The 19812-nt window shown below is 66.0% G+C and carries 19 protein-coding genes and 1 riboswitch; of the genes, 12 read left to right on the forward strand and 7 right to left on the reverse strand.

Annotated features, from left to right (window positions below; translation table 11 throughout):
• The 3 genes from AAG793_RS13485 (at position 1) to AAG793_RS13495 (ending at position 3045) form a co-directional block, all read left to right on the forward strand.
• Positions 1-909, forward strand: a complete 909-nt coding sequence (locus tag AAG793_RS13485) for an ABC transporter permease (RefSeq protein ID WP_341908952.1) — start codon at positions 1-3, stop codon at positions 907-909.
• A gap of 103 nt (positions 910-1012) precedes the next feature.
• Positions 1013-1993, forward strand: coding sequence for an ABC transporter ATP-binding protein (locus tag AAG793_RS13490; RefSeq protein ID WP_341908955.1), 981 nt, complete (start codon positions 1013-1015; stop codon positions 1991-1993).
• The gene (locus AAG793_RS13495; protein WP_341908956.1) at positions 1990-3045 is read left to right on the forward strand and encodes an oligopeptide/dipeptide ABC transporter ATP-binding protein; all 1056 of its coding nucleotides are present in this window, start codon (positions 1990-1992) and stop codon (positions 3043-3045) included. Before AAG793_RS13490 ends, AAG793_RS13495 begins: the two co-directional genes overlap by 4 nt.
• Positions 3046-3075: 30 nt before the next feature.
• Here AAG793_RS13495 and thiE read toward each other — a convergent pair whose 3' ends face one another.
• From thiE to thiC, 5 genes are read right to left on the reverse strand one after another with little or no spacing between them, the layout of a single operon-like run.
• Positions 3076-3723 carry a thiamine phosphate synthase gene (gene thiE / locus AAG793_RS13500; protein ID WP_341908958.1) on the reverse strand — a complete coding sequence of 216 codons (648 nt, stop codon included), beginning with the start codon at positions 3721-3723 and terminating at the stop codon, positions 3076-3078.
• A gap of 19 nt (positions 3724-3742) precedes the next feature.
• On the reverse strand, positions 3743-4558 hold the full coding sequence (locus AAG793_RS13505) for a thiazole synthase (protein WP_341908960.1): 816 nt from the start codon (positions 4556-4558) through the stop codon (positions 3743-3745).
• A 28-nt stretch (positions 4559-4586) separates the two neighbouring features.
• Positions 4587-4796, reverse strand: coding sequence for a sulfur carrier protein ThiS (gene thiS / locus AAG793_RS13510; RefSeq protein ID WP_341908963.1), 210 nt, complete (start codon positions 4794-4796; stop codon positions 4587-4589).
• Positions 4793-5908, reverse strand: coding sequence for a glycine oxidase ThiO (gene thiO / locus AAG793_RS13515; RefSeq protein WP_341908965.1), 1116 nt, complete (start codon positions 5906-5908; stop codon positions 4793-4795). The genes thiS and thiO overlap by 4 nt, the downstream gene beginning before the upstream one ends.
• A 52-nt stretch (positions 5909-5960) precedes the next feature.
• The gene (gene thiC / locus AAG793_RS13520; RefSeq protein ID WP_341908967.1) at positions 5961-7913 is read right to left on the reverse strand and encodes a phosphomethylpyrimidine synthase ThiC; all 1953 of its coding nucleotides are present in this window, start codon (positions 7911-7913) and stop codon (positions 5961-5963) included.
• Between the two features lie 94 nt (positions 7914-8007).
• A riboswitch (TPP riboswitch) is annotated at positions 8008-8119 on the reverse strand.
• A gap of 227 nt (positions 8120-8346) precedes the next feature.
• On the opposite strand from thiC, the gene AAG793_RS13525 reads away from it, so the two are divergent.
• From AAG793_RS13525 to minE, 7 genes are all read left to right on the forward strand, one after another.
• Entirely contained in the window at positions 8347-8928 is a 582-nt protein-coding gene (locus tag AAG793_RS13525) for a Spy/CpxP family protein refolding chaperone (RefSeq protein ID WP_341908969.1), read from the forward strand.
• A 367-nt stretch (positions 8929-9295) separates the two neighbouring features.
• Complete coding sequence (locus AAG793_RS13530) at positions 9296-10066, forward strand: endonuclease/exonuclease/phosphatase family protein (protein WP_341909132.1); 771 nt, start codon at positions 9296-9298, stop codon at positions 10064-10066.
• Between the two features lie 90 nt (positions 10067-10156).
• Positions 10157-11620 carry a putative DNA modification/repair radical SAM protein gene (locus AAG793_RS13535; RefSeq protein WP_341908972.1) on the forward strand — a complete coding sequence of 488 codons (1464 nt, stop codon included), beginning with the start codon at positions 10157-10159 and terminating at the stop codon, positions 11618-11620.
• Entirely contained in the window at positions 11611-12537 is a 927-nt protein-coding gene (locus AAG793_RS13540; protein WP_341908974.1) for a TIGR03915 family putative DNA repair protein, read from the forward strand. Before AAG793_RS13535 ends, AAG793_RS13540 begins: the two co-directional genes overlap by 10 nt.
• 323 nt (positions 12538-12860) lie before the next feature.
• On the forward strand, positions 12861-13646 hold the full coding sequence (minC, locus tag AAG793_RS13545) for a septum site-determining protein MinC (RefSeq protein ID WP_341908977.1): 786 nt from the start codon (positions 12861-12863) through the stop codon (positions 13644-13646).
• A gap of 70 nt (positions 13647-13716) precedes the next feature.
• The gene (gene minD, locus AAG793_RS13550; protein ID WP_341908978.1) at positions 13717-14535 is read left to right on the forward strand and encodes a septum site-determining protein MinD; all 819 of its coding nucleotides are present in this window, start codon (positions 13717-13719) and stop codon (positions 14533-14535) included.
• Positions 14536-14538: 3 nt separating this feature from the next.
• On the forward strand, positions 14539-14838 hold the full coding sequence (gene minE, locus AAG793_RS13555) for a cell division topological specificity factor MinE (RefSeq protein ID WP_341908980.1): 300 nt from the start codon (positions 14539-14541) through the stop codon (positions 14836-14838).
• A 102-nt stretch (positions 14839-14940) separates the two neighbouring features.
• On the opposite strand, the gene AAG793_RS13560 is transcribed toward minE, so the two are convergent.
• Complete coding sequence (locus AAG793_RS13560) at positions 14941-15615, reverse strand: hypothetical protein (RefSeq protein WP_341908982.1); 675 nt, start codon at positions 15613-15615, stop codon at positions 14941-14943.
• 232 nt (positions 15616-15847) lie between these two features.
• Between AAG793_RS13560 and AAG793_RS13565 the strand changes: the two genes are divergently transcribed.
• Both AAG793_RS13565 and AAG793_RS13570 read left to right on the forward strand, forming a co-directional pair.
• Entirely contained in the window at positions 15848-17551 is a 1704-nt protein-coding gene (locus AAG793_RS13565; RefSeq protein ID WP_341908984.1) for an AarF/UbiB family protein, read from the forward strand.
• Between the two features lie 72 nt (positions 17552-17623).
• Positions 17624-18481 carry an alpha/beta hydrolase gene (locus AAG793_RS13570; protein WP_341908986.1) on the forward strand — a complete coding sequence of 286 codons (858 nt, stop codon included), beginning with the start codon at positions 17624-17626 and terminating at the stop codon, positions 18479-18481.
• A gap of 20 nt (positions 18482-18501) precedes the next feature.
• Here AAG793_RS13570 and AAG793_RS13575 read toward each other — a convergent pair whose 3' ends face one another.
• Positions 18502-19719, reverse strand: a complete 1218-nt coding sequence (locus AAG793_RS13575) for a Fic family protein (RefSeq protein WP_341908988.1) — start codon at positions 19717-19719, stop codon at positions 18502-18504.
• Positions 19720-19812: the final 93 nt, after the last annotated feature.

Raw genomic sequence — 19812 nt, forward strand, 5'->3', positions numbered from 1 at the left:
ATGAATTTCCTGAAAAAATGGCGCGACAGCGACGTCGGCCACAGCTTTGTCTCCTCGCCCACCGCCATCGTTGCCGCGGTCATTGCGCTGGTGTGCCTGGTGGCTGCCGTGTTTGCGCCGTGGCTTGCGCCGCACAACCCCTTTGACCTGACAACGCTGGAGCTCGGCAACGCCCGCCTTCCACCCGCCTGGAGCGAGGGCGGCTCCAAAGGCTTTTTGCTGGGCACCGATGACCAGGGCCGCGACATCCTGTCGGCGCTGATGTACGGCGCGCGCATCTCGCTGGCGGTCGGTCTGGCCTCGGTGGTGCTGTCGGTCGTCGTCGGGGTGAGCTTCGGACTCATCGCCGGCTTCCTGGGCGGCTGGGTCGACGGGCTGCTGATGCGCCTGTGCGACGTGATGCTGTCCTTTCCTGCCATTCTGGTGGCGCTGCTGATTGCCGGCGTGGGGCGCGCGCTGTTCCCGAATGCGCATGAGACCCTGGCCTTCGGCGTGCTGATCATCTCGATCTCGCTGACCGGCTGGGTGCAGTACGCCCGCACCGTGCGCGGCTCGACGCTGGTCGAACGCAACAAGGAGTACGTCCAGGCCGCACGCGTGACGGGCGTGGCGCCGTTTCGCATCATGCGGCTGCATGTGTTGCCCAACGTGATGGGGCCGGTCCTGGTGCTGGCCACCATCCAGGTCGCCACGGCCATCATCACGGAAGCCACGCTGTCGTTCCTCGGCGTCGGTGCGCCGCCCACCTCGCCATCGCTCGGCACGCTGATCCGCATCGGCAACGACTATCTTTTTTCAGGCGAATGGTGGATCACCATTTTTCCCGGCGCCATGCTGGTGCTGATTGCGCTGTCGGTCAACCTGCTGGGCGACTGGCTGCGTGACGCTTTAAATCCCAGATTGCAATGATGCGAATTTCTTTTCAAGCAACCACCGCAGAACCGGCTCTGCCGGGCCGCTGGTGGTGCCCCCTTGAGGGGGAGGCGGCCGCAGGCCGCATCGGGGGCAGGCCTTGAGTCTGCTTCAAGTCAAGAACCTCGTGGTGGAATTTCCCCACCGGCGTGGCACCTTGCGCGCCATTGACGACATCTCGTTCGACATCGCGCCCGGGGAAATCCTCGGCGTGGTGGGTGAGTCGGGCGCCGGAAAATCCCTCACCGGCGCGGCCATCATCGGCCTGCTGGAGCCGCCTGGGCGCATCGCGTCAGGGCAGGTCCTGCTGGAAGGTAAACGCATTGACCAGCTGCCTTACGAGGAAATCCGCCGGATTCGCGGTCGCAAGATTGGCGCGATTTTCCAGGACCCCCTGACCTCGCTCAACCCGCTGTACTCGGTCGGCCGGCAGCTGACGGAAACCATCATCACGCACCTGAACGTGAGCCAATCAGAGGCGCGCCGCCGCGCCATCGAGTTGCTCAGGGACACCGGCATCCCGGCAGCCGAGCAGCGCATCGACCACTTCCCGCACCAGTTTTCGGGCGGCATGCGCCAGCGCGTGGTGATCGCCCTGGCGCTGGCAGCCGAGCCGCAACTGATCGTGGCCGACGAGCCCACCACCGCACTGGATGTGTCGATTCAGGCGCAGATCATCACGCTGCTCAAGACCATCTGCAAGGACCGAGGCGCTGCCGTGATGCTGATCACCCACGACATGGGTGTGATCGCGGAGACCTGCGACCGCGTGGCGGTGATGTACGCGGGCCGGATTGCCGAGATCGGCCCGGTGCATGACGTCATCAACCGCCCGTCCCACCCCTACACCGCCGGCCTGATGGCCTGCATTCCGGACATGAGCGTGGACCGCGAACGCCTGCACCAGATCGATGGCGCCATGCCGCGCCTGAATGCCATTCCCGCGGGCTGCGCGTACAACCCGCGCTGCGAGAAGGTGTTTGACCGTTGCCATGTCGAACGCCCTGACCTGCAGCCCGCGGGCGGCACACACGCCGCCTGCTGGCTGCATGCACAGACCGCGATGGAGACACGCGCATGAGCGGCGTTACCCCCCATCAAAAGAACAGCGCTCCAGCCGCACCTGGCGAGGCCAGCGCGGAGGCCCCGCTTGTTGTGGCCACCGATCTGGCCAAGACCTTTGACGTCTCGCCGCCCTGGCTCAACCGCGTGATCGAGCGCAAACCGCGCCAGCTGCTGCGCGCAGTCGATGGCGTGTCATTCGAAATCCAGCGCGGCCAGACACTGGCCCTGGTCGGTGAGTCCGGCTGCGGCAAGAGCACCGTGGCGCGCTTGCTGGTGGGCCTCTATGAGCCGACGCGCGGCGGCTTTGGCTTTGACGGCGTGGACGCACATGCCGCCTTCAAAACGCCCGAAGGCCGCCAGCTGCGGCGGCGCATCCAGATGATTTTCCAGGACCCCTACGCCAGCCTGAATCCGCGCTGGCGCGTGCAGGACATCGTTGCCGAGCCCTTGCTCGAGCACGCCATTGAGAGCGATCCCCAGGCCCTGGAAGCACGCGTGGGCGAGTTGCTGCAGTCCGTCGGCCTGTCACCGCTGGACCGCGTCAAGTACCCGCACCAGTTCTCGGGCGGTCAACGCCAACGCATCTCGATTGCGCGTGCGCTGGCCACGCAACCGGAGTTTCTGGTTTGCGACGAACCCACGTCAGCGCTTGACGTCAGCGTGCAGGCGCAGGTGCTCAACATCATGAAAGACCTGCAGCGCGCGCGCGGCCTGACCTACCTCTTCATCAGCCACAACCTCGCGGTGGTGCGGCACGTGAGCGACCAGGTGGGCGTGATGTATCTGGGGCGGCTGGTGGAGCTGGCCGACAAGCACACGCTGTTTGACAGCCCGCGCCACCCCTACACACGCATGCTGCTGGATGCGATTCCCAAGATGCACGACACCGGCCGCGCCCGAACGCCTGTGCAAGGTGAAGTGCCCAATCCGCTGAATCCACCAAACGGCTGCGCATTCAACCCACGTTGCCCGCACGCCAACGCGCGCTGCCGCGAAGAGCGGCCAGTGCTGCAAACCATCGCGGGTGTGCGCGTGGCCTGTCATGCGGTTGAAGAGGGGCGTATCTAGAAAACCGGCCACTCATGGGCCGGCCTGGGCTCAGCGCTGGCGTGCCAGCTCAAGCCCTTTGTGCGCGGCCCGCTCCGGGTCGGCCGCCTGCGTCACCGCGCTGACCACCGCCACACCATCCACGCCGCAGCCCATCACGCCAGGCATGCGTTCCAGTGAAATGCCGCCAATGGCCACCGCCGGGTAAGGTGCCGCATCCGCCGCCCAGAGCTTCAGGCGCTCCAGCCCCACCGGCTCGTAGGGCATCTTCTTGAGCGTGGTCGGGTACACCGGGCCAATCGCCACATAAGACGGCCGCGCCGCCTTGGCCCGCGCCAGCTCGGCTGGCGTGTGCGTGCTCACGCCCAGCCGCACACCTGAGGCTTGCAGCGTGTGCAGGTCGGCCGCGGACAGCGCGTCGAGGTCTTCCTGCCCCAGATGCACGCCGTAGGCACCTACCGCCAGTGCCATCTGCCAGTGGTCATTGATGAACACCTGCGCATCAGGCACGGCACGACCTGCGGCCACCGCCGCGCGCACTTCGCGCTCGATCTCTTCCGGTGTGTGCCCCGTGGCCTTGAAGCGCAACTGAATGGTGCGCACACCCCAGCCGAGCAGGCGTTGCACCCATTCCGCATCCGGTACGACAGGATAAAAGCCGATTGGGGCGATCAGGGGAGCGAATGCATTGGGGTTCATGACAAACAATCAGATCAGGTCAGGCGTTGTGCCAAAACGGCACGCCCACCGTGGGAGTCGATGCCTGCGCGGCAGCGCGCTCAGGCATGGGGGTGGATTCATACGCCGCACGGCCGGCCGCCACGCCATCGGCAAAGGCGCGCGCCATACGCACCGGGTCGCCGGCCTGCGCCACGGCCGTGTTGAGCAGCACCGCGTCGAAGCCCAGCTCCATCACCTGCGCCGCATGCGAGGGCCGGCCCAGACCGGCATCGACCACCAGCACCGCGTCGGGCAGGCGGCGGCGCATGGTCTCCAGCGCGTAGGGGTTGAGCGGACCGCGGCCGGTGCCAATCGGCGCCGCCCAGGGCATCACCGCCGCGCAGCCCGCCGCGTGCAGGCGCTGCGCCATCACCAGGTCGTCGGTGGTGTAGGCAAACACCGCAAAGCCGTCTTTGGCCAGCGCCGTGGCGGCTTCGAGCGTGGCCACGGTGTCGGGTTGCAGCGTGTAGTCGTCGCCAATCACTTCCAGCTTGATCCACACGGTGCCGAAAATCTCGCGCGCCATCTGCGCCAGCGTGATGGCTTCCTGCGCCGTGTGGCAACCCGCGGTGTTCGGCAGGATGTGGCACTTCATCGCCTGCACCCGCTGCCAGAAGCTGTTGCCGCCACCGCTCTCTGGCTGCAGCCGGCGCAGGCCGACCGTCAGCACCTCGGTGCCGCTGGCCCGCACCGCATCGCCTAGCACCTGAGGCGAGGGGTAGTGCGAGGTGCCGAGAAAGAAGCGGCTGCGCAGCGTGGTGCCCGCCACCGTCCACGGCAGGCCGTGGGCGATTGAAGAGGGTTCAGAAGTCATGTCGTTACTCCAGCAGCAGAGTCATGTTCTATCCGCCTTGAATAGGGGTAATCACATCAATCTTGTCGCCCGGTTGCAGCGCCCGCTCGGGCCACTGCGCCCTCGGCACAAACGCGCTGTTGATGGCGCACGCAAAGGCGGCGCCCAGCTGGTAGCCGCGTGCCAGCAGCAAGTCCTGCAAGGTCGGTGCCTCGGTCTGCATGCGCTCGCCGTTGAGTGAAATTTCAAACGTGTTCATGAATGCACCTCATGGGCCTCGGCGCGCTCCGCATCAGGAACATGGCCAGGCTGAAGAATGTGACGCGCCAAATCGTCCACCAGTGCCGGCGCACACAGATAGCCGTGGCGGTACAGGCCGTTGATGTGCCACACGCCGCTGCGCGCTTCCACCACCGGGCGGTGGTCGTCGAGTGCCGGCCGCAGGGCCGCGCTCATGCGCAGCACGCGCGCCTCGCCGAAGCCGGGGTGCAGGCTGTGCAGCGCGCTGCCCAGCTCCAGCATGGAACGCACCGTCACCGGGCCGGTGTCTTCCGACTCCAGCTCGGTCGCGCCGACCACAAACTGGTGATCGGGCCGCGGCGCCACATAGAGCTGGTAGCGCGGGTGCATCAGGCGCACCGGGCGCTGCAGGCTCACGCCCGCGCACTCCACCCGCAGCACCTCACCACGCACGCCGCGCAGCGGGTTGCCTGCCGGCCACTGCGCATGGCTGCCCACACCACGTGCATCCACCGCCACATCGACGGCATGGCTCTGATCCTTACAGACCACGCGGTGCGCCTCCACGCGCTCCACCGCCACGCCCTCGTACCACTGGCCGCCGAGCGCATCGATGGCGCGCGCCAGTGACGCCAGCAGCTGGTCATTGGCCAATTGGCCCTCGCCATCGAGAAATAGTCCTTCGCCAAAGCGTCCGGCCAAGGCAGGTTCATGGCGCGCCACGCCCGCCGCGTCGAGCGTGTAAATCTGTGCGCGGCTGGCGGCAGGCAGCTTGTGCTGCAGCAGCCGCGTGAAGTGCTCCAGCGAGGCCTGGTCCGGCGCATGCGCCACCACCAGCGTGCCTTCACGGCGGAAGTACACGCGGCCTGCGCCCGCTGTCTCCAGCTCGTCAATCCAGCGCGGCCACAGCTGCATCGAGCGCTGGCCGAGCGCAAACACCACCTCGTCCGACACCGCCAGCTCCGCCAGCGGCGACAGCATGGCTGCCGCCGTCTGCGACGCGGTGGCCAGGTCGTCGCGCGGGCGCGCATCGAACAGGGTCACGCGGCAGCCAGCGCGCAGCAGCCGCCAGGCCAGCGTGCGGCCCGCGAGGCCGGCGCCGACAATGCCGATGTGGGGTTGACTTGTCATGGTGACGCGTTTCGCCGAGCGCTTCGACCCGCTCAGGGCGAATGGTGGGCTATCAGGAATAAATCTCACTCCCGCGCTGGCGGAACTCCTCGGCCTTTTCTTCAAAGCCCGCCTCGACCACAGCCTCCACCACAGCGACATCGGCCGGTGCCGTCGCCGTACGAATCGGAATCACGCCGGCCGCCAACGTGGTGCTGGCCGGGTTCAGACGCGCGAAGTCACGCACCTCCTGCGAAATCTTCATCGAGCAGAACTTCGGTCCGCACATCGAGCAGAAATGCGCCACCTTGGCGTTCTCTTTTGGCAGCGTTTCGTCGTGGTACTTCATCGCCGTGTCGGGGTCGATGGCCAGGCGGAACTGGTCTTCCCAGCGGAACTCGAAGCGCGCCTTGCTCACCGCGTTGTCCCACATCTGCGCGCCGGGGTAACCCTTGGCCAGATCGGCGGCGTGCGCGGCAATCTTGTAGGCGATCAGGCCCTGCTTCACGTCATCACGGTTCGGCAGGCCCAGGTGCTCCTTGGGCGTCACGTAGCAGAGCATGGCGGTGCCATACCAGCCGATGTTGGCCGCGCCCATGGCCGACGAGATGTGGTCGTAGCCGGGCGAGATGTCTGTGATCAGCGGGCCCAGTGTGTAGAACGGCGCCTCGTAGCAGGCCTCGAGCTGCTTGTCGACGTTTTCCTTCACCAGCTGCAGCGGCACATGGCCGGGGCCTTCAATCATCACCTGTACATCGTGCTTCCAGGCGATCTGCGTCAGCTCGCCCAGCGTGTGCAGCTCGGCAAACTGCGCTTCGTCGTTGGCGTCGGCAATCGAGCCGGGGCGCAGGCCGTCGCCGAGTGAGAAGCACACGTCGTACGCTTTCATGATCTCGCAGATCTCATCGAAGCGTTCGTAAAGGAAGCTCTCGCGGTGGTGCGCCAGGCACCACTTGGCCATGATGGAGCCACCACGCGAGACGATGCCCGTCAGGCGATTGGCCGTCAGCGGCACATAGGCCAGACGCACGCCCGCGTGGATGGTGAAGTAATCCACACCCTGCTCGGCCTGCTCGATCAGCGTGTCGCGGAACAACTCCCAGGTCAGGTCTTCCGCCTTGCCATTGACCTTCTCCAGCGCCTGATAAATCGGCACCGTGCCGATGGGCACTGGCGAGTTGCGCAGAATCCACTCGCGCGTCTCGTGGATGTTCTCACCGGTCGAGAGGTCCATCACCGTGTCAGCGCCCCAGCGGATGGACCACACCAGCTTGTCGACCTCTTCCTCGATGCTCGACGTGACCGCCGAGTTGCCGATGTTGGCATTGACCTTCACCAGGAAGTTGCGGCCAATGATCATCGGCTCGCTCTCGGGGTGATTGATGTTGTTCGGAATCACCGCGCGGCCGCGAGCTACTTCGTCACGCACGAATTCGGCGGTGATCTGCTCCGGAATCGCGGCGTTGAACGAATGCCCCTTCTTCGGCATGCGCTCGGTGGCCAGCCGCTCGGCCAGCTGGGCGCGCACCAGGTTCTCGCGCACCGCGATGTATTCCATCTCGGGGGTGATGATGCCTTTGCGGGCGTAATGCATCTGCGACACATTGGCGCCAGCCTTGGCGCGACGCGGCACCGGGGCGTGCGCCATGCGCAGCGCACTCAGGGCCGGGTCGTTCAGGCGCTGGCGGCCGTAGGCGCTGCTGATGCCGGGCAGGGCCTCGGTGTCGCCACGCTCGTTGATCCACGCGCCGCGCAGGGGCGGCAAGCCACGGGTGATGTCAATCGGCTGCGACGGGTCGGTGTACACGCCCGACGCGTCATAAAGGCGCAGCGGCGGATTGGCCTCGCGGCGCGGCTCGCCGGCGCCTTCATGCACCAGCGTGTCGGTCAGCGTGACCTCGCGGAACGGCACCCGGATGTCGGGGCGCGAACCTTCGATGTAGATCTTGGCCGAGCCAGGAAAGGGCGCGCGCGTGATGCGGCTGGTGAGGTCGTTGGTGTCGACGGTGAGACGGGTTTTGGCCATGGCTTTGTTCTCCAGAACGTCCAGCAATTCCACAGGGTGTGGGCGGTGCTTGCCTGGGAGGCCGGGGAGTCCTTCGGTTTGCGTTGAAGGTGCCGGAGCCAAGTGCCTTGTTTCCTACGCGGGCATGATCCCGATCAGGTTCAGCGGGTCTCGCATCTGCGATCTCAGCCCTGAAAGAAACTTCCTGGGCACCCCGACAAGCTGCACCCATTGTATGCAGCGCAGCAAGGGATGGCAACGCCGCCGGGAACCCGCCTTTCGGTCACGTGGAAACACGGCTTTCACTGATCTTTACAAACCATCACGCGGGCCTCATGGCGCCGATACAGCCCGCGCCCACACTGACCTTCAACCTGACGCCACAGGGCCCAAAGCGGGCACGGGCAGCAGGGCTACAAGACGATCCGCAATACTTTCTGAAAGGAAGTTCTCCATGTCTGTCACATTCAAACGCTCCTCCACTTTCAACGCCCTCGTGCTCGCCGGCCTGCTGGCCACCGTGGGCGTCAGCGCCACAGCGCAGGGCACCGCCACCCCTGCCCCAGCCAGCCCTGCAGTCACGAGCGGGCACGGTGGCCATGGGGGCCACCACATGGGCAAACACGACCCTGCCAAGATGCAGGCCAAAATGGCCGAACGCACGGCCAAGCGCATGGCTGACTTGAAAGCCAAACTCAACATCACGCCGGCCCAGGAAGGCGCGTGGACCAGCTTCACCACCGCGCTGCAGCCGCCTGCCGGCCAGGGCACTTGGGGCAAGCGCCCCACCGCCGAGCAGCGCGCCGAGATCGCCAAACTGACCACGCCAGAGCGCATCGATCGGATGACCGCCCTGCGCGCCGAACGCATGACCGCCATGAACACGGCCATGGGCAAGCGCAACGACGCTATCAAGACCTTCTACTCGACGCTCGCACCCGAGCAGAAGAAAACCTTTGATGCCGAGCACCAGAAGATGGGCCGGCGCGGCGGCGGTGGTCACCATGGCCACCACGGCGGCATGCACAAGGGCTGAACGAAGATTGAGCAGGGGCTGATGTCCTCAGCGGCCAGCGCCTGGGCCCTCGCGCCCGCTCCGTCCATCTCCGGGCTGAGCGGGCGTTTTCACGTGCGCCAGAAGGTGCTTTTCGCTTCTGCTTGACCTGACGCAAACATTCCCCCCGGCCAAAAAGGTTACCGTCCTACAGGCGCTCCGCGAGGCGCAGAATGACAATCACCGATCCGGTCCACGCTCTCCCTCAATGCAAGACAAACCCGTCACGCCACCCGCCAACGCCCCTCCGTCACTGCAGACCCTGCCCGACGATATCCGCACCGCCAGCCCGCCAGAGCTTTTCGGTGAAGTGGACATGGCCGCTGTCGATGCCGACACCCGCACCGCCATGGCGGCCGTGAGCCCGGAATCCACCTTCTCGTTCAAGGTGCTCACCGTCAACATCCACAAGGGCTTCACCTTCTTCAACCGCAAGTTCATCCTGCCCGAGCTGCGCGAAGCCGTGCGGCAGGTGGGGGCCGACGTGGTGTTCCTGCAGGAAGTCACCGGCAACCACGAAAAGCACCCCGACAAGTTCGACAACTACCCCGAGACGCCGCATTACGAGTTTCTGGCTGACACCATCTGGCCGCAGTTCGCCTATGGCCGCAACGCGGTCTACACCAACGGCCACCATGGCAACGCAGTGCTGTCGAAGTTCCCCATCGTGCGCTTCGAGAACATTGATGTGTCCATCAGCGGCCCCGAGCGGCGCGGCCTGCTGCACTGCGAGCTGCAGATTCCCGGGCGCAGCGTCAACGTGCATGCCATCTGCGTGCACCTGGGCCTGATGGAGTCGCACCGCGTGCAGCAGATGCAGATGCTCTGCGATCTGGTGCGTAAGGGCATTCCGCCGCAGGCCCCGGTGGTGGTGGCCGGCGACTTCAATGACTGGCGCCACCGCGCCCATGTGCTGCTGGAGCAAGGCGCCGACCTGCACGAGGTGTTTGTGCAGGCCCATGGGCAGGCGGCCCGCACCTTCCCGGCGCGCCTGCCGCTGCTGCGGCTGGACCGCATCTATGTCCGCAATGCCATCGGCCACGCACCGGTGGTGCTGCCCAGCAAGCCCTGGTCTCACCTATCGGACCACGCGCCGCTGGCGGCTGAAATCGAGCTGTAACGCACCCAGGGGACCGCCCGGTTCCGGGTTGAAGGTCGCGGGAAAACCACACCCCGTGCAGCCCCAGCCCAAACACTGTATATTAATACAGTGTTTATTCAACAGAAACTCGCCATCCTGGCCGATGCGGCCAAATACGACGCCTCGTGCGCTTCCAGCGGCACCAGCGCGCGCAACTCCGTGGGCGGCAAAGGCATCGGCTCCACCGAAGGCTCGGGCATCTGCCACAGCTACGCGCCCGACGGCCGCTGCATCTCGCTGCTGAAAATCCTGCTCACCAATTTCTGCACCTACGACTGCCTGTACTGCGTCAACCGCGTCAGCAGCAACGTGCCCCGCGCCCGCTTTACCGTCGATGAGGTGGTGCAGCTCACGCTCGATTTTTACCGCCGCAACTGCATCGAAGGCCTGTTCCTGTCGTCGGGCATCATCCAGAGCCCCGACTACACCATGGAGCTGGTGGTCGAGGTGGCCCGCGTGCTGCGCGAAGAGCATGACTTCCGCGGCTACATCCACCTCAAGACCATTCCTGACGCATCGCCCGATCTGCTGGCCCGCGCCGGGCGTTACGCCGACCGGCTCAGCATCAACATCGAACTGCCCACGCCCGCCGGCCTCGCAGCGCTGGCGCCCGAGAAAGACGGCGCCGCCATCACACGTTCCATGGGCCAGCTGCGGCAGCACATTGACCACGCGCAGGGCGAGTCGCGCGAGGCCCGCCGCAGCCACATCATCTCGATGCCACGCAGCCGTCTGGCGGGAGTGCAGCGCGCCCAGCCACCGCGCTTTGCGCCGGGCGGCCAGAGCACACAGATGATCGTGGGCGCCGACAGCGCCGACGACCGCACCATCCTGCAGACCAGCGCGGGGCTGTACGGCGCCTACCGCTTGCGCCGGGTGTACTACTCGGCCTTCAGCCCCATTCCTGATGCGTCGGCGCACCTGCCGCTGCGCCAGCCGCCGCTGGTGCGCGAACACCGGCTTTATCAGGCCGACTGGTTGATGCGCTTTTACGGCTTCGCACACGACGAGATCGTGCCGCCCGCCCATACAGCTGGCGGCACCGCAGGCATGCTGGCCCTCGACATGGACCCCAAGCTCGCCTGGGCGCTGGCCCACCGCGGCCAGTTCCCGGTAGATCTGAACCGCGCCCCGCGCGAAATGCTGCTGCGTGTGCCTGGTCTGGGCGTGAAAGCGGTCACCCGCATCGTCGCCGCACGGCGCGTGCGCCAGTTGCGCGCCGACGACCTGCTGCGCCTGCATGTGCCGCTCAACAAAGTCATGCCCTTTGTGCTGCTGGCCGACCACCAGCCCGGCAACGCGCTGGATGCGGCCAACCTGGCGGCCCGGTTGGTGCCCCAGCAGCCCGGGCTGTTTGACGATGCCGGGACGCAGGCTGTCACCGACATGCGGCCGGAGCCTACGCCACTGGCTGCGCCGCGCAGGGCACCCTCCGGTTCATCGCCTGCCCCGGCTGCCCCAGTGGCCACACCAGCGATGGCACAGGCCACGGGACGGGCGAACCACAGCGAAAGGAGCTTTGCATGGGCGTGATGAATGACCTGCTGACCACCGACCTGTTTGGCCACATGCTGCGGCCGGTCACGCTGCAGGGCCCCACCGACTTTGAAGGTTTTCGCCGCATGGCCCGCGCGCTGCTGGCGCAGCAGGTGCCGCCCTCGGGCGTGAGCTGGCACTGCAGCGACACGCGGGCACAGGATCTGTTCGCAGGTTCAGCCGACACCTCACCCACAGACGCCCCACCACCGCAGAACGCCCCAGTGGTTTCGGTGCCGCCCGACTTCATGGCCCTGCTCCAAACCGTCATCCTGCACCGCGATCCGGGTCGCTTTGACCTGATGTACCGGCTGTTGTGGCGCATGGTGCACGAGCCCTCGTTGCGGCACGACCCGCTCGACGCGGACCGGGTGCTCGCCGGGCAGATGGCGCAGGCGGTGCGCCGCGACATGCACAAGATGAAAGCCTTCGTGCGCTTTCGCACCGTGCAGGACGACACCTTCCGCACCCACCCCGAAGGCGGGCCGTTGCATGTGGCCTGGTTCGAACCCGAGCACCACATCGTCGAGGCCATTGCGCCTTTCTTCACCCGCCGCTTCACGCAGATGCGCTGGGCCATCCTCACGCCCGAGCGCAGCATGGACTGGAACGGCGCCACACTGCACTTCGGTCCCGGCGCGCGCAAGCTGGACGCGCCCGAGGCAGACGCCGGCGAGCAGCTGTGGCTCACCTACTACCAGCACATCTTCAACCCGGCGCGCCTGAAGCTGAAGATGATGCAAAAGGAAATGCCGCGCCGCTACTGGAAGAACCTGCCCGAAGCGCAGTTCATCAGCACCCTCGCTGGTCAGGCTGGCGAACGGCACCGGGGCATGGTCGCGCAGGCGCCGACCACTCCGCGCCGCCGCATTCCCGCTCAACGCAAGACCACATTGCACGCCGCAGCGGCCTGAGCCGCACAGCGCGCAGGGCACATTGCCCTGCGCGTCATTCAAAGGCGTACGCCAATGTAAGCGTCAGGCAGCGCCGTTACAAAACCGCACCGGCGAACATGCCGCCATGCCCCGGCACAGGGCGTTCTCGGTTCTGCACCCGCGTCACGCCGCGTTTCACCCGCTCACAACTGCGACAAAGCGTGCGACTGCATCCGCACCATCCGCCGCTACGCTCGGCCTTCGCTTTGCCTGGCGGCGCTGCGCGCTGGCGGGCGGTTCCAGACGTCACGGGAAATGCCTCGCCTTGCGGGCACCCCCACTCCACGCCCCACACATCACTCATGACTGTTGCCCTGACAGCCAACGCGCCCGCCACCTTCGAGATCAAAAGCGCCAACCTGCCTCTGGTGGCGCTGCTGCTCAAGTCCACCGACCTCGCCGTGCTGGCCTGCGAGCTGCAGGCGCGCTATGGCGACGTGCCCGATTTCTTCGATCAGGACGCGCTGATGATCGACCTCTCGCCGCTGCAGTCGGCGGGCGGTGCGGCAGGTGCTGGTCCGGTGGACTTTCCGGCGTTGATCTCGCTGCTGGGCCAGTTCCAGCTGGTGCCGCTGTGCGTGAAGGGCGGCAGCCCATCGCACATGGTCGCCGCGCTCGCGGCTGGCCTGCTGCCCGTGCCCGACGCGCATCTGGTACCCACCCGCCCGGTGAGCAAAGCCACGCCAGTCAACATCCCCTCGCCACCGGTGTTGACCGAGCGCGTGGCCGTGCCCTCCGGCGCGCTGGTCATCGACAAGCCGCTGCGCTCCGGCCAGCAGGTCTATGCCCGTGGCCGCGATCTGGTGGTGCTGGCCATGGTCAACGCCGGCGCCGAAGTCATCGCCGATGGCCACATCCATGTCTACGCACCCCTGCGCGGCAAGGCCATGGCCGGTGCGCGCGGCAACACCGACGCGCGCATCTTCGCGCTGCTGCTCGAAGCCGAGCTGATCTCCATCGCGGGCGTCTACCGCACCGCCGAAACACCACTGCCCGAAGGCATTGCCGGCCGGCCCACCCAAGTGCTGCTGATTCCGGGCGATGGCTCCGGTGAGGGCGGCGACCGACTGGTGATGCACGCCATGTGAGCACATCGCGCATTCACCCTTGTCAACGTCTCCTCATTTCCCGTTCCGTTCTCAAAAGGATTCTCATCTGATGGCAAAAATCATTGTGGTCACCTCCGGCAAGGGCGGGGTGGGCAAAACCACCACCAGCGCCAGCTTTGCCAGCGGCCTCGCGCTGCGCGGGCACAAGACGGCCGTGATCGACTTCGACGTCGGCCTTCGCAATCTCGACCTCATCATGGGCTGCGAGCGGCGCGTGGTGTACGACCTGATCAACGTCATCCAGGGCGAAGCCACACTCAACCAGGCACTCATCAAGGACAAGCAGTGCCACAACCTCTTCGTGCTGGCCGCCTCGCAGACCCGCGACAAGGACGCGCTGACCAAGGACGGCGTGGAGAAAGTCCTGAAAGACCTTGCCACGATGGATTTCGAATACATCGTCTGCGACTCACCGGCCGGCATCGAGACCGGCGCGCTGATGGCCATGCACTTTGCCGACGAGGCGCTCATCGTCACCAACCCTGAGGTCTCCTCGGTGCGCGACTCGGACCGCATCCTCGGCATGCTGTCGAGCAAGACCAAGCGCGGCATCGATGGCGGAGAGCCGATCAGGGAGCACCTGCTGATCACCCGCTACAACCCGGGCCGGGTGGATCAGGGGCAGATGCTGTCGCTCGAAGACATCCAGGACATCCTGCGCATCAAGCTGATTGGCGTGATCCCGGAATCCGAGTCGGTGCTACAAGCCTCCAACCAGGGCGTGCCCGCAGTACATATGCAGGGCAGCGACGTGTCGGAAGCCTACAAGGACGTGGTGGATCGCTTCCTCGGCGACAAGGACAAACCGATGCGCTTCATCGACGCGCAAAAGCCCGGCCTTTTCAAGCGCTGGTTTGGAGGCAAGTAAGGCATGGCCTCGTTTCTGTCTTTCCTGCTCGGCGAGAAAAAAAAGACCGCCAGCGTTGCCAAAGAGCGCCTGCAGATCATCCTGGCTCACGAGCGCACCGGCCGTGGCCACGAGCCCGACTACCTGCCCGCCCTGCAGCGCGACCTGGTTGCTGTGATCGCCAAATACATTCACATCAACCCGCACGACATCAAGCTGCACCTGGAGCGGCAGGACAACCTGGATGTGCTGGAAGTGAAGATCGAGTTGCCGGATCAGCCCAGGAATCAGCCCCAAAGCAAGCCGGTGCGCGCGGCGCCCTGAAATGCATTAAGGCCAGACGTGAAAACACCCGCCCTTGCGGGCAGGTGTTTGAGGGCGTGACCTACCCGGAGATGGGTCACAGGGGCCGGAATGCCCTGCCGCTTAGCGGCTCATCAATCCACCAGACGCATTGACGCCAGCATCAACGCTACCCGCGCCCTGCACTGCGCCAGTGGCTTTACCCACCACGCTCTGGCCCGCCTGCCGCGCCTTGCCTGCGGTGGCTTTGGCAGTGCCTTTCACGGTATCGGCCATACCCGCCGTGCGGTTGGCTGCACCCGTCGCACTCACGGAACCTGAGCCGCTGACGGAACCGGCAGCCGCGTTGTCGCCCTGCATGCTGGCGCCCGTCGAGCCCGCTGCACGCATGGCCGCAGAGCGCTCTTCGGCCGTCACATTGCCATTGGCTCCGGCGCGCACATCCACGCCCAGGGCGCGGTTGGCGGTGCCGCCGCCGATGGTCACGCCGGTGTTGGCACCACCGCCGGCGCCAGCACCGGTGGTGCCCACGCCCACGCCACCGCCCACACCTGCATTCACACCAACGCCCACGGCGGGCCCGGCTGCCACGTTCACACCGGTTGTGCCGTTCAAGGTGCCGCCCACGTCAAGGCCCAGCGGGCCAGCCTGTGCGGCAACACCCCACGCCATCGCGGTGGTCAACAGCACCCCCGATGCCAGGGCCCGCAACTGGCCAGCAGGCAGTGAGCGACGGTTACCGCGGAAGGTCACGCGGGGGGTGGATTGCTGAATGGATGAATGGTCGAGTCGAGTCATTGAAACTCCTGTGGTTGAACAGGCCTCCATCCTCGCAAGCCAAAACCGCGCGCAGGTTTCGGTTTCGTTGACTTTGTAAGGCGATTCAAAGTCGCCACCTCAAAGGGCGTACGATGTAAGTGAGCACTCATTCAAGGCCCACTCTTCATGATGTGAAAGCGCATCCGGGGGCAGATGTATCGCAAGCAACCAAACGCAACCCGCACGGCCCCTCGCGGACTATCATGGCTGCATGTTGATGGGCTCTCTCGGTGCGGCACGGGACATCTCGCGCCTCAAGGAAATCATTGGCGTGCTGGTGCGCCACGGCTTTGGCGACAGCGTGCGACGGCTCGGCATGGCCGACCAGCTCGAACGCGCCGGCCATGTGCTGCGCTGGGACGACGCGGCTGAACTCGCGCGCATTGAGCCACCTGAGCAGGTCCGTCTGGCCATGGAAGAGCTGGGCCCCACCTTCGTCAAGCTGGGGCAAATCCTCGCTGGCCGCGCAGACCTGTTTGGTCCCGAGTGGATCGCCGAGTTCGAAAAACTCCACAGCCATGTGCCGCCAGTGCCACTCGAGCAGTTGCGGCCACAGCTGCGCGCCGACCTCGGTGGCGAGCCGGAGGACGTCTTTGCCTGGTTTGACACCGAGCCCCTGGCCGCCGCCTCCATCGCCCAGGTGCACCGCGCGCGTCTGAAAGACGGCAGCGAGGTCATCGTCAAAATCCGCCGCCCCGGGATCACCGAGGTGATTGAGGCCGATCTGCGCCTGATGGCGCGTGCCGCCGCGCTGGCCGAAACCGAACTGCCCGCGCTCAAGCCTTACCGCCCGCAGCAGCTGGTGCAGGAGCTGGCCAAGTCATTGCGCCGCGAGCTGGACCTGGCTGCCGAATGCCGCCACGCCGAGCGCATTGCCAAGAACCTCGCAGCGCTCGACTACATCTGCATTCCACGCGTGCACTGGGCCCACACCGGCCAGCGCGTCAACGTGCAGGAGCTGGTGCAGGGCGTGCCCGGCAGCGCGCTCGACCAGCTCACGCCCGAGGCCGGCTTTGACCGCAGCGAGCTGGCCCGTCGCGGCGCGCACGCGGTGCTCAAGATGATTGTGGAAGACGGACTCTTCCACGCCGACCCGCACCCCGGCAACGTGTTCTACCTGCCCGGCAACCGCATCGCCTTCATCGACTTCGGCATGGTCGGCCGCCTCACCGAGCGCCGGCGCGAAGAGCTGCTGCAACTGCTGCTGGGGCTGGTCGAGCAGCAGCCGCAGGCGGTGGCCGATGTGCTGCTGGAGTGGACGGGCAACGAACAGGGCGTGAACCTCGGCCAGCTGGAAGGCGAGATCGAGGCCTTTGTCGACCAGTACCACGGCACGCCGCTCGCGCAGCTGAACCTGGGCCAGATGCTGTCTGACGTGACCAGCCTGCTGCGCGAACACCGGCTCGGCCTGCCGCCCGATCTGGCGCTGCTCATCAAGGCCTTCATCTCGCTCGAAGGCATGGGCCGCGCGCTGGACCCGGGCTTTCACATGTCCACCGAAGCCACGCCGCTGCTGCGCGAGGTGGTGCGTGCCCGCTTCCAGCCGCAGGCGCTGGCCGGCCGCGGCTGGCGTGCAGTACGTCGCGCGCTTTCGGTGGTCGAGCAACTGCCGCACGATGTCTCACGCCTGCTGCGCAACGCGCGCCACGGCCGCGTGCAGGTGGGCATCGAGCTGGCGCACCTCAAGCGCGTGGGCGACCAGATCGACCGCGCGGCCAACCGGTTAGCCATGGCGCTGGTGATTTCGGCACTGATCATCGGCTCGTCCATCGTGATGACAGTCAAGGGCGGGCCCACGCTGTTCGGCTTGCCGCTGTTCGGGTTTCTGGGTTTCATGAGCGCCGCCGCTGGCGGGCTGTGGCTGGTGCGCGCCATCTGGCGCAGCCGGCGCGAGCGCGATGCCGACGACGAGTAGCGGCCGGCACTTGCGCTGCATGGGTTTTCACGAATCACGCTCCGGCTGCTTTGTGGCAGCATCCAACGCCATATGACCACACCACACCAGCCCCACTCGAACACCGCCGCCCTCACCCCCACCCGTCGCCGCCTGCTCACTGGCGCACTGGCTGCCGTTCCCGCCGCGCTGGGCCTGCCCGCGTGGGCGCAGACCCCGCAGCGTATCGGCGTGCTCATGCTGCACGGCAAGAACCCCGGCAGCAACCAGGACCCGAACATGAGCCGCCTCAAGCCCGTGCTTGAAAGCGCCGGCATGTTGGCGCTGTACCCCGACATGCCGTGGTCGCGCGGCCGCTACCTCGATGGCCACTTTGACCAAGCCATGGCCGAGATTGCCACCCACGTCAAAACCCTGCGCAGCCAGGGCGCCACCCACATCGCGATTGCCGGGCACAGCATGGGCTCGCCCGCCGCCATGGGTTTTGCCGCGCGCGGCGGTGACGTGCAGGCGCTGGTGCTGCTGGCACCGGGCCATGTGCCCGCGCGGTACTACACCTTCCAGCAAAACACCACCGTGCGCGACAGCGTGGACGCAGCACGCAAGCTGGTTGCTGAAGGTAAAGGCGACGTGCGCGAGCGCTTTTCAGACATCAACCAGGGCCGGCAGCTGCCGGTGATCGCCACCGCCAAAGACTATCTGTCGTACTTCGACCCCGCGTCCGATGCCGACATGGGCGTCACCGCGCCGCGTATTCCACCCACGACGCCAGTGCTCACAGTGGTTGGCGACGCTGACAGCATCCGCAATGTTGCGCGCAGCTACTTTGTCGACAAACTGCCCGCCAACCCCAAAAGCCAGTACCTGGAAGTGCAGGCCAACCACCTCACCACACCGGTGGTGGCGAGCGAGGCCGTGGTGAAGTGGATCAAGGACGCGCTCGCGGCCTGATGCCGCAGCGGCCGCAGTGCTCATTGCCCGGGCGGGCCCGCCTCGGCCTCCGGCCATAAGTTGGGAAAGTAAAACCGCAGTGCATGCTGCGGCACCCCAAACCGCAGCTTGCCGTGCGGGGAGTCGGTGGCAAGCAGGCCACGCTTGAGCAGCGCGGTCACCTGCGCGGTAGCCAGGCGCTCGCCGAGGCCCAGCATCGCCTTGAACTCGCTGCGCTCCAGCTCGCCCTGCGTGAGCCACAGGTAGTGCAGCGCGCGCAGCGACTCGCTGCGCACCCCGGCCTTCACCACGTTTTCCTCGAAAGCCAGGCAGGCCGCAATACGGCCCTTCATGCCGGCTATGTCCAGCAATCCCGTCATGAAGCGCACCTGGTCCAGACACAGGTCCAGCACGTAGGCCACCCACGCGACCAGTGCGCGCTCAGACAAATTGTCAGGCCCATTCAGATCACCAGCGCGCGGCTCATCGGCCGCGGCCAAATGCGCGTAGTAAGCCTCATGGCTGCGCGCAAACCCCCGAAGCGGGGACCACAGCCCATTGGTCAAACCCAATGAGCCAAATGCCAGATGCGTGTGCAGGCGCGCCACGCGGCCGTTGCCGTCACGGAAAGGGTGAATCCACGCCAGCCGGTGGTGCGACGCCGCAGCAGCCACCACCTGCAGCTCACCCCGCCGCACGCCACCATAGAAACGCCCCCATCGATCCAGCATGGCCTCAATTGCAGCGTATGCGGGCGCCGCATGCACGCCCACACTCACGTCCCGGTCGCGCAACGCACCGGGCACCAACACATCGCCTTCAGGCAAGGTTCGGTCTGCTTCTGGCAGGCGGGCGAACAAGTCCTGGTGGATGTCTTGCACCATGCGGGCAGACCACACTTGCTGCTGGGGCCAACCCTTCCAGCCGGCCTCAATCGCCTGCTCTGTGTCCATGTGCGCCAATGCAAGGCGCTGCCGCCGCGCCTTGTCTGCATCGTGCGAGTAGTCGTTGCGCAGCGCACTCTCGATCTCAAAAGGCAGCGTGTGTTGGCCCTCAATCCGGTTGCTGTAATAGGAGTTCATGGCGCGCAGCAACTGGCGCAGCGCCGCAGGTGCGCCGGCCCCCGCGAGCGTGCGCGCCTCTCGCTGCACATCGTGGGCCTGCTCCAGCAAGGGCGCCAGTGCGTGCTCACCGGGCAGCAAAGGCTCCATTTGCGCTGGATGGTCGTAAAGGCTGAATTTTTGCGACTTTGCAGACATGCCTAAGTCTATGCTTTATATAAACTTTTGGCAATTTCTGCGGGTTTTATTGCGACTTTGCTTGCAGCTTTATCGAAGACTCGACATGCAACC

This window comes from Polaromonas sp. YR568, assembly GCF_943372955.1.
GTDB lineage: Bacteria > Pseudomonadota > Gammaproteobacteria > Burkholderiales > Burkholderiaceae_C > Polaromonas.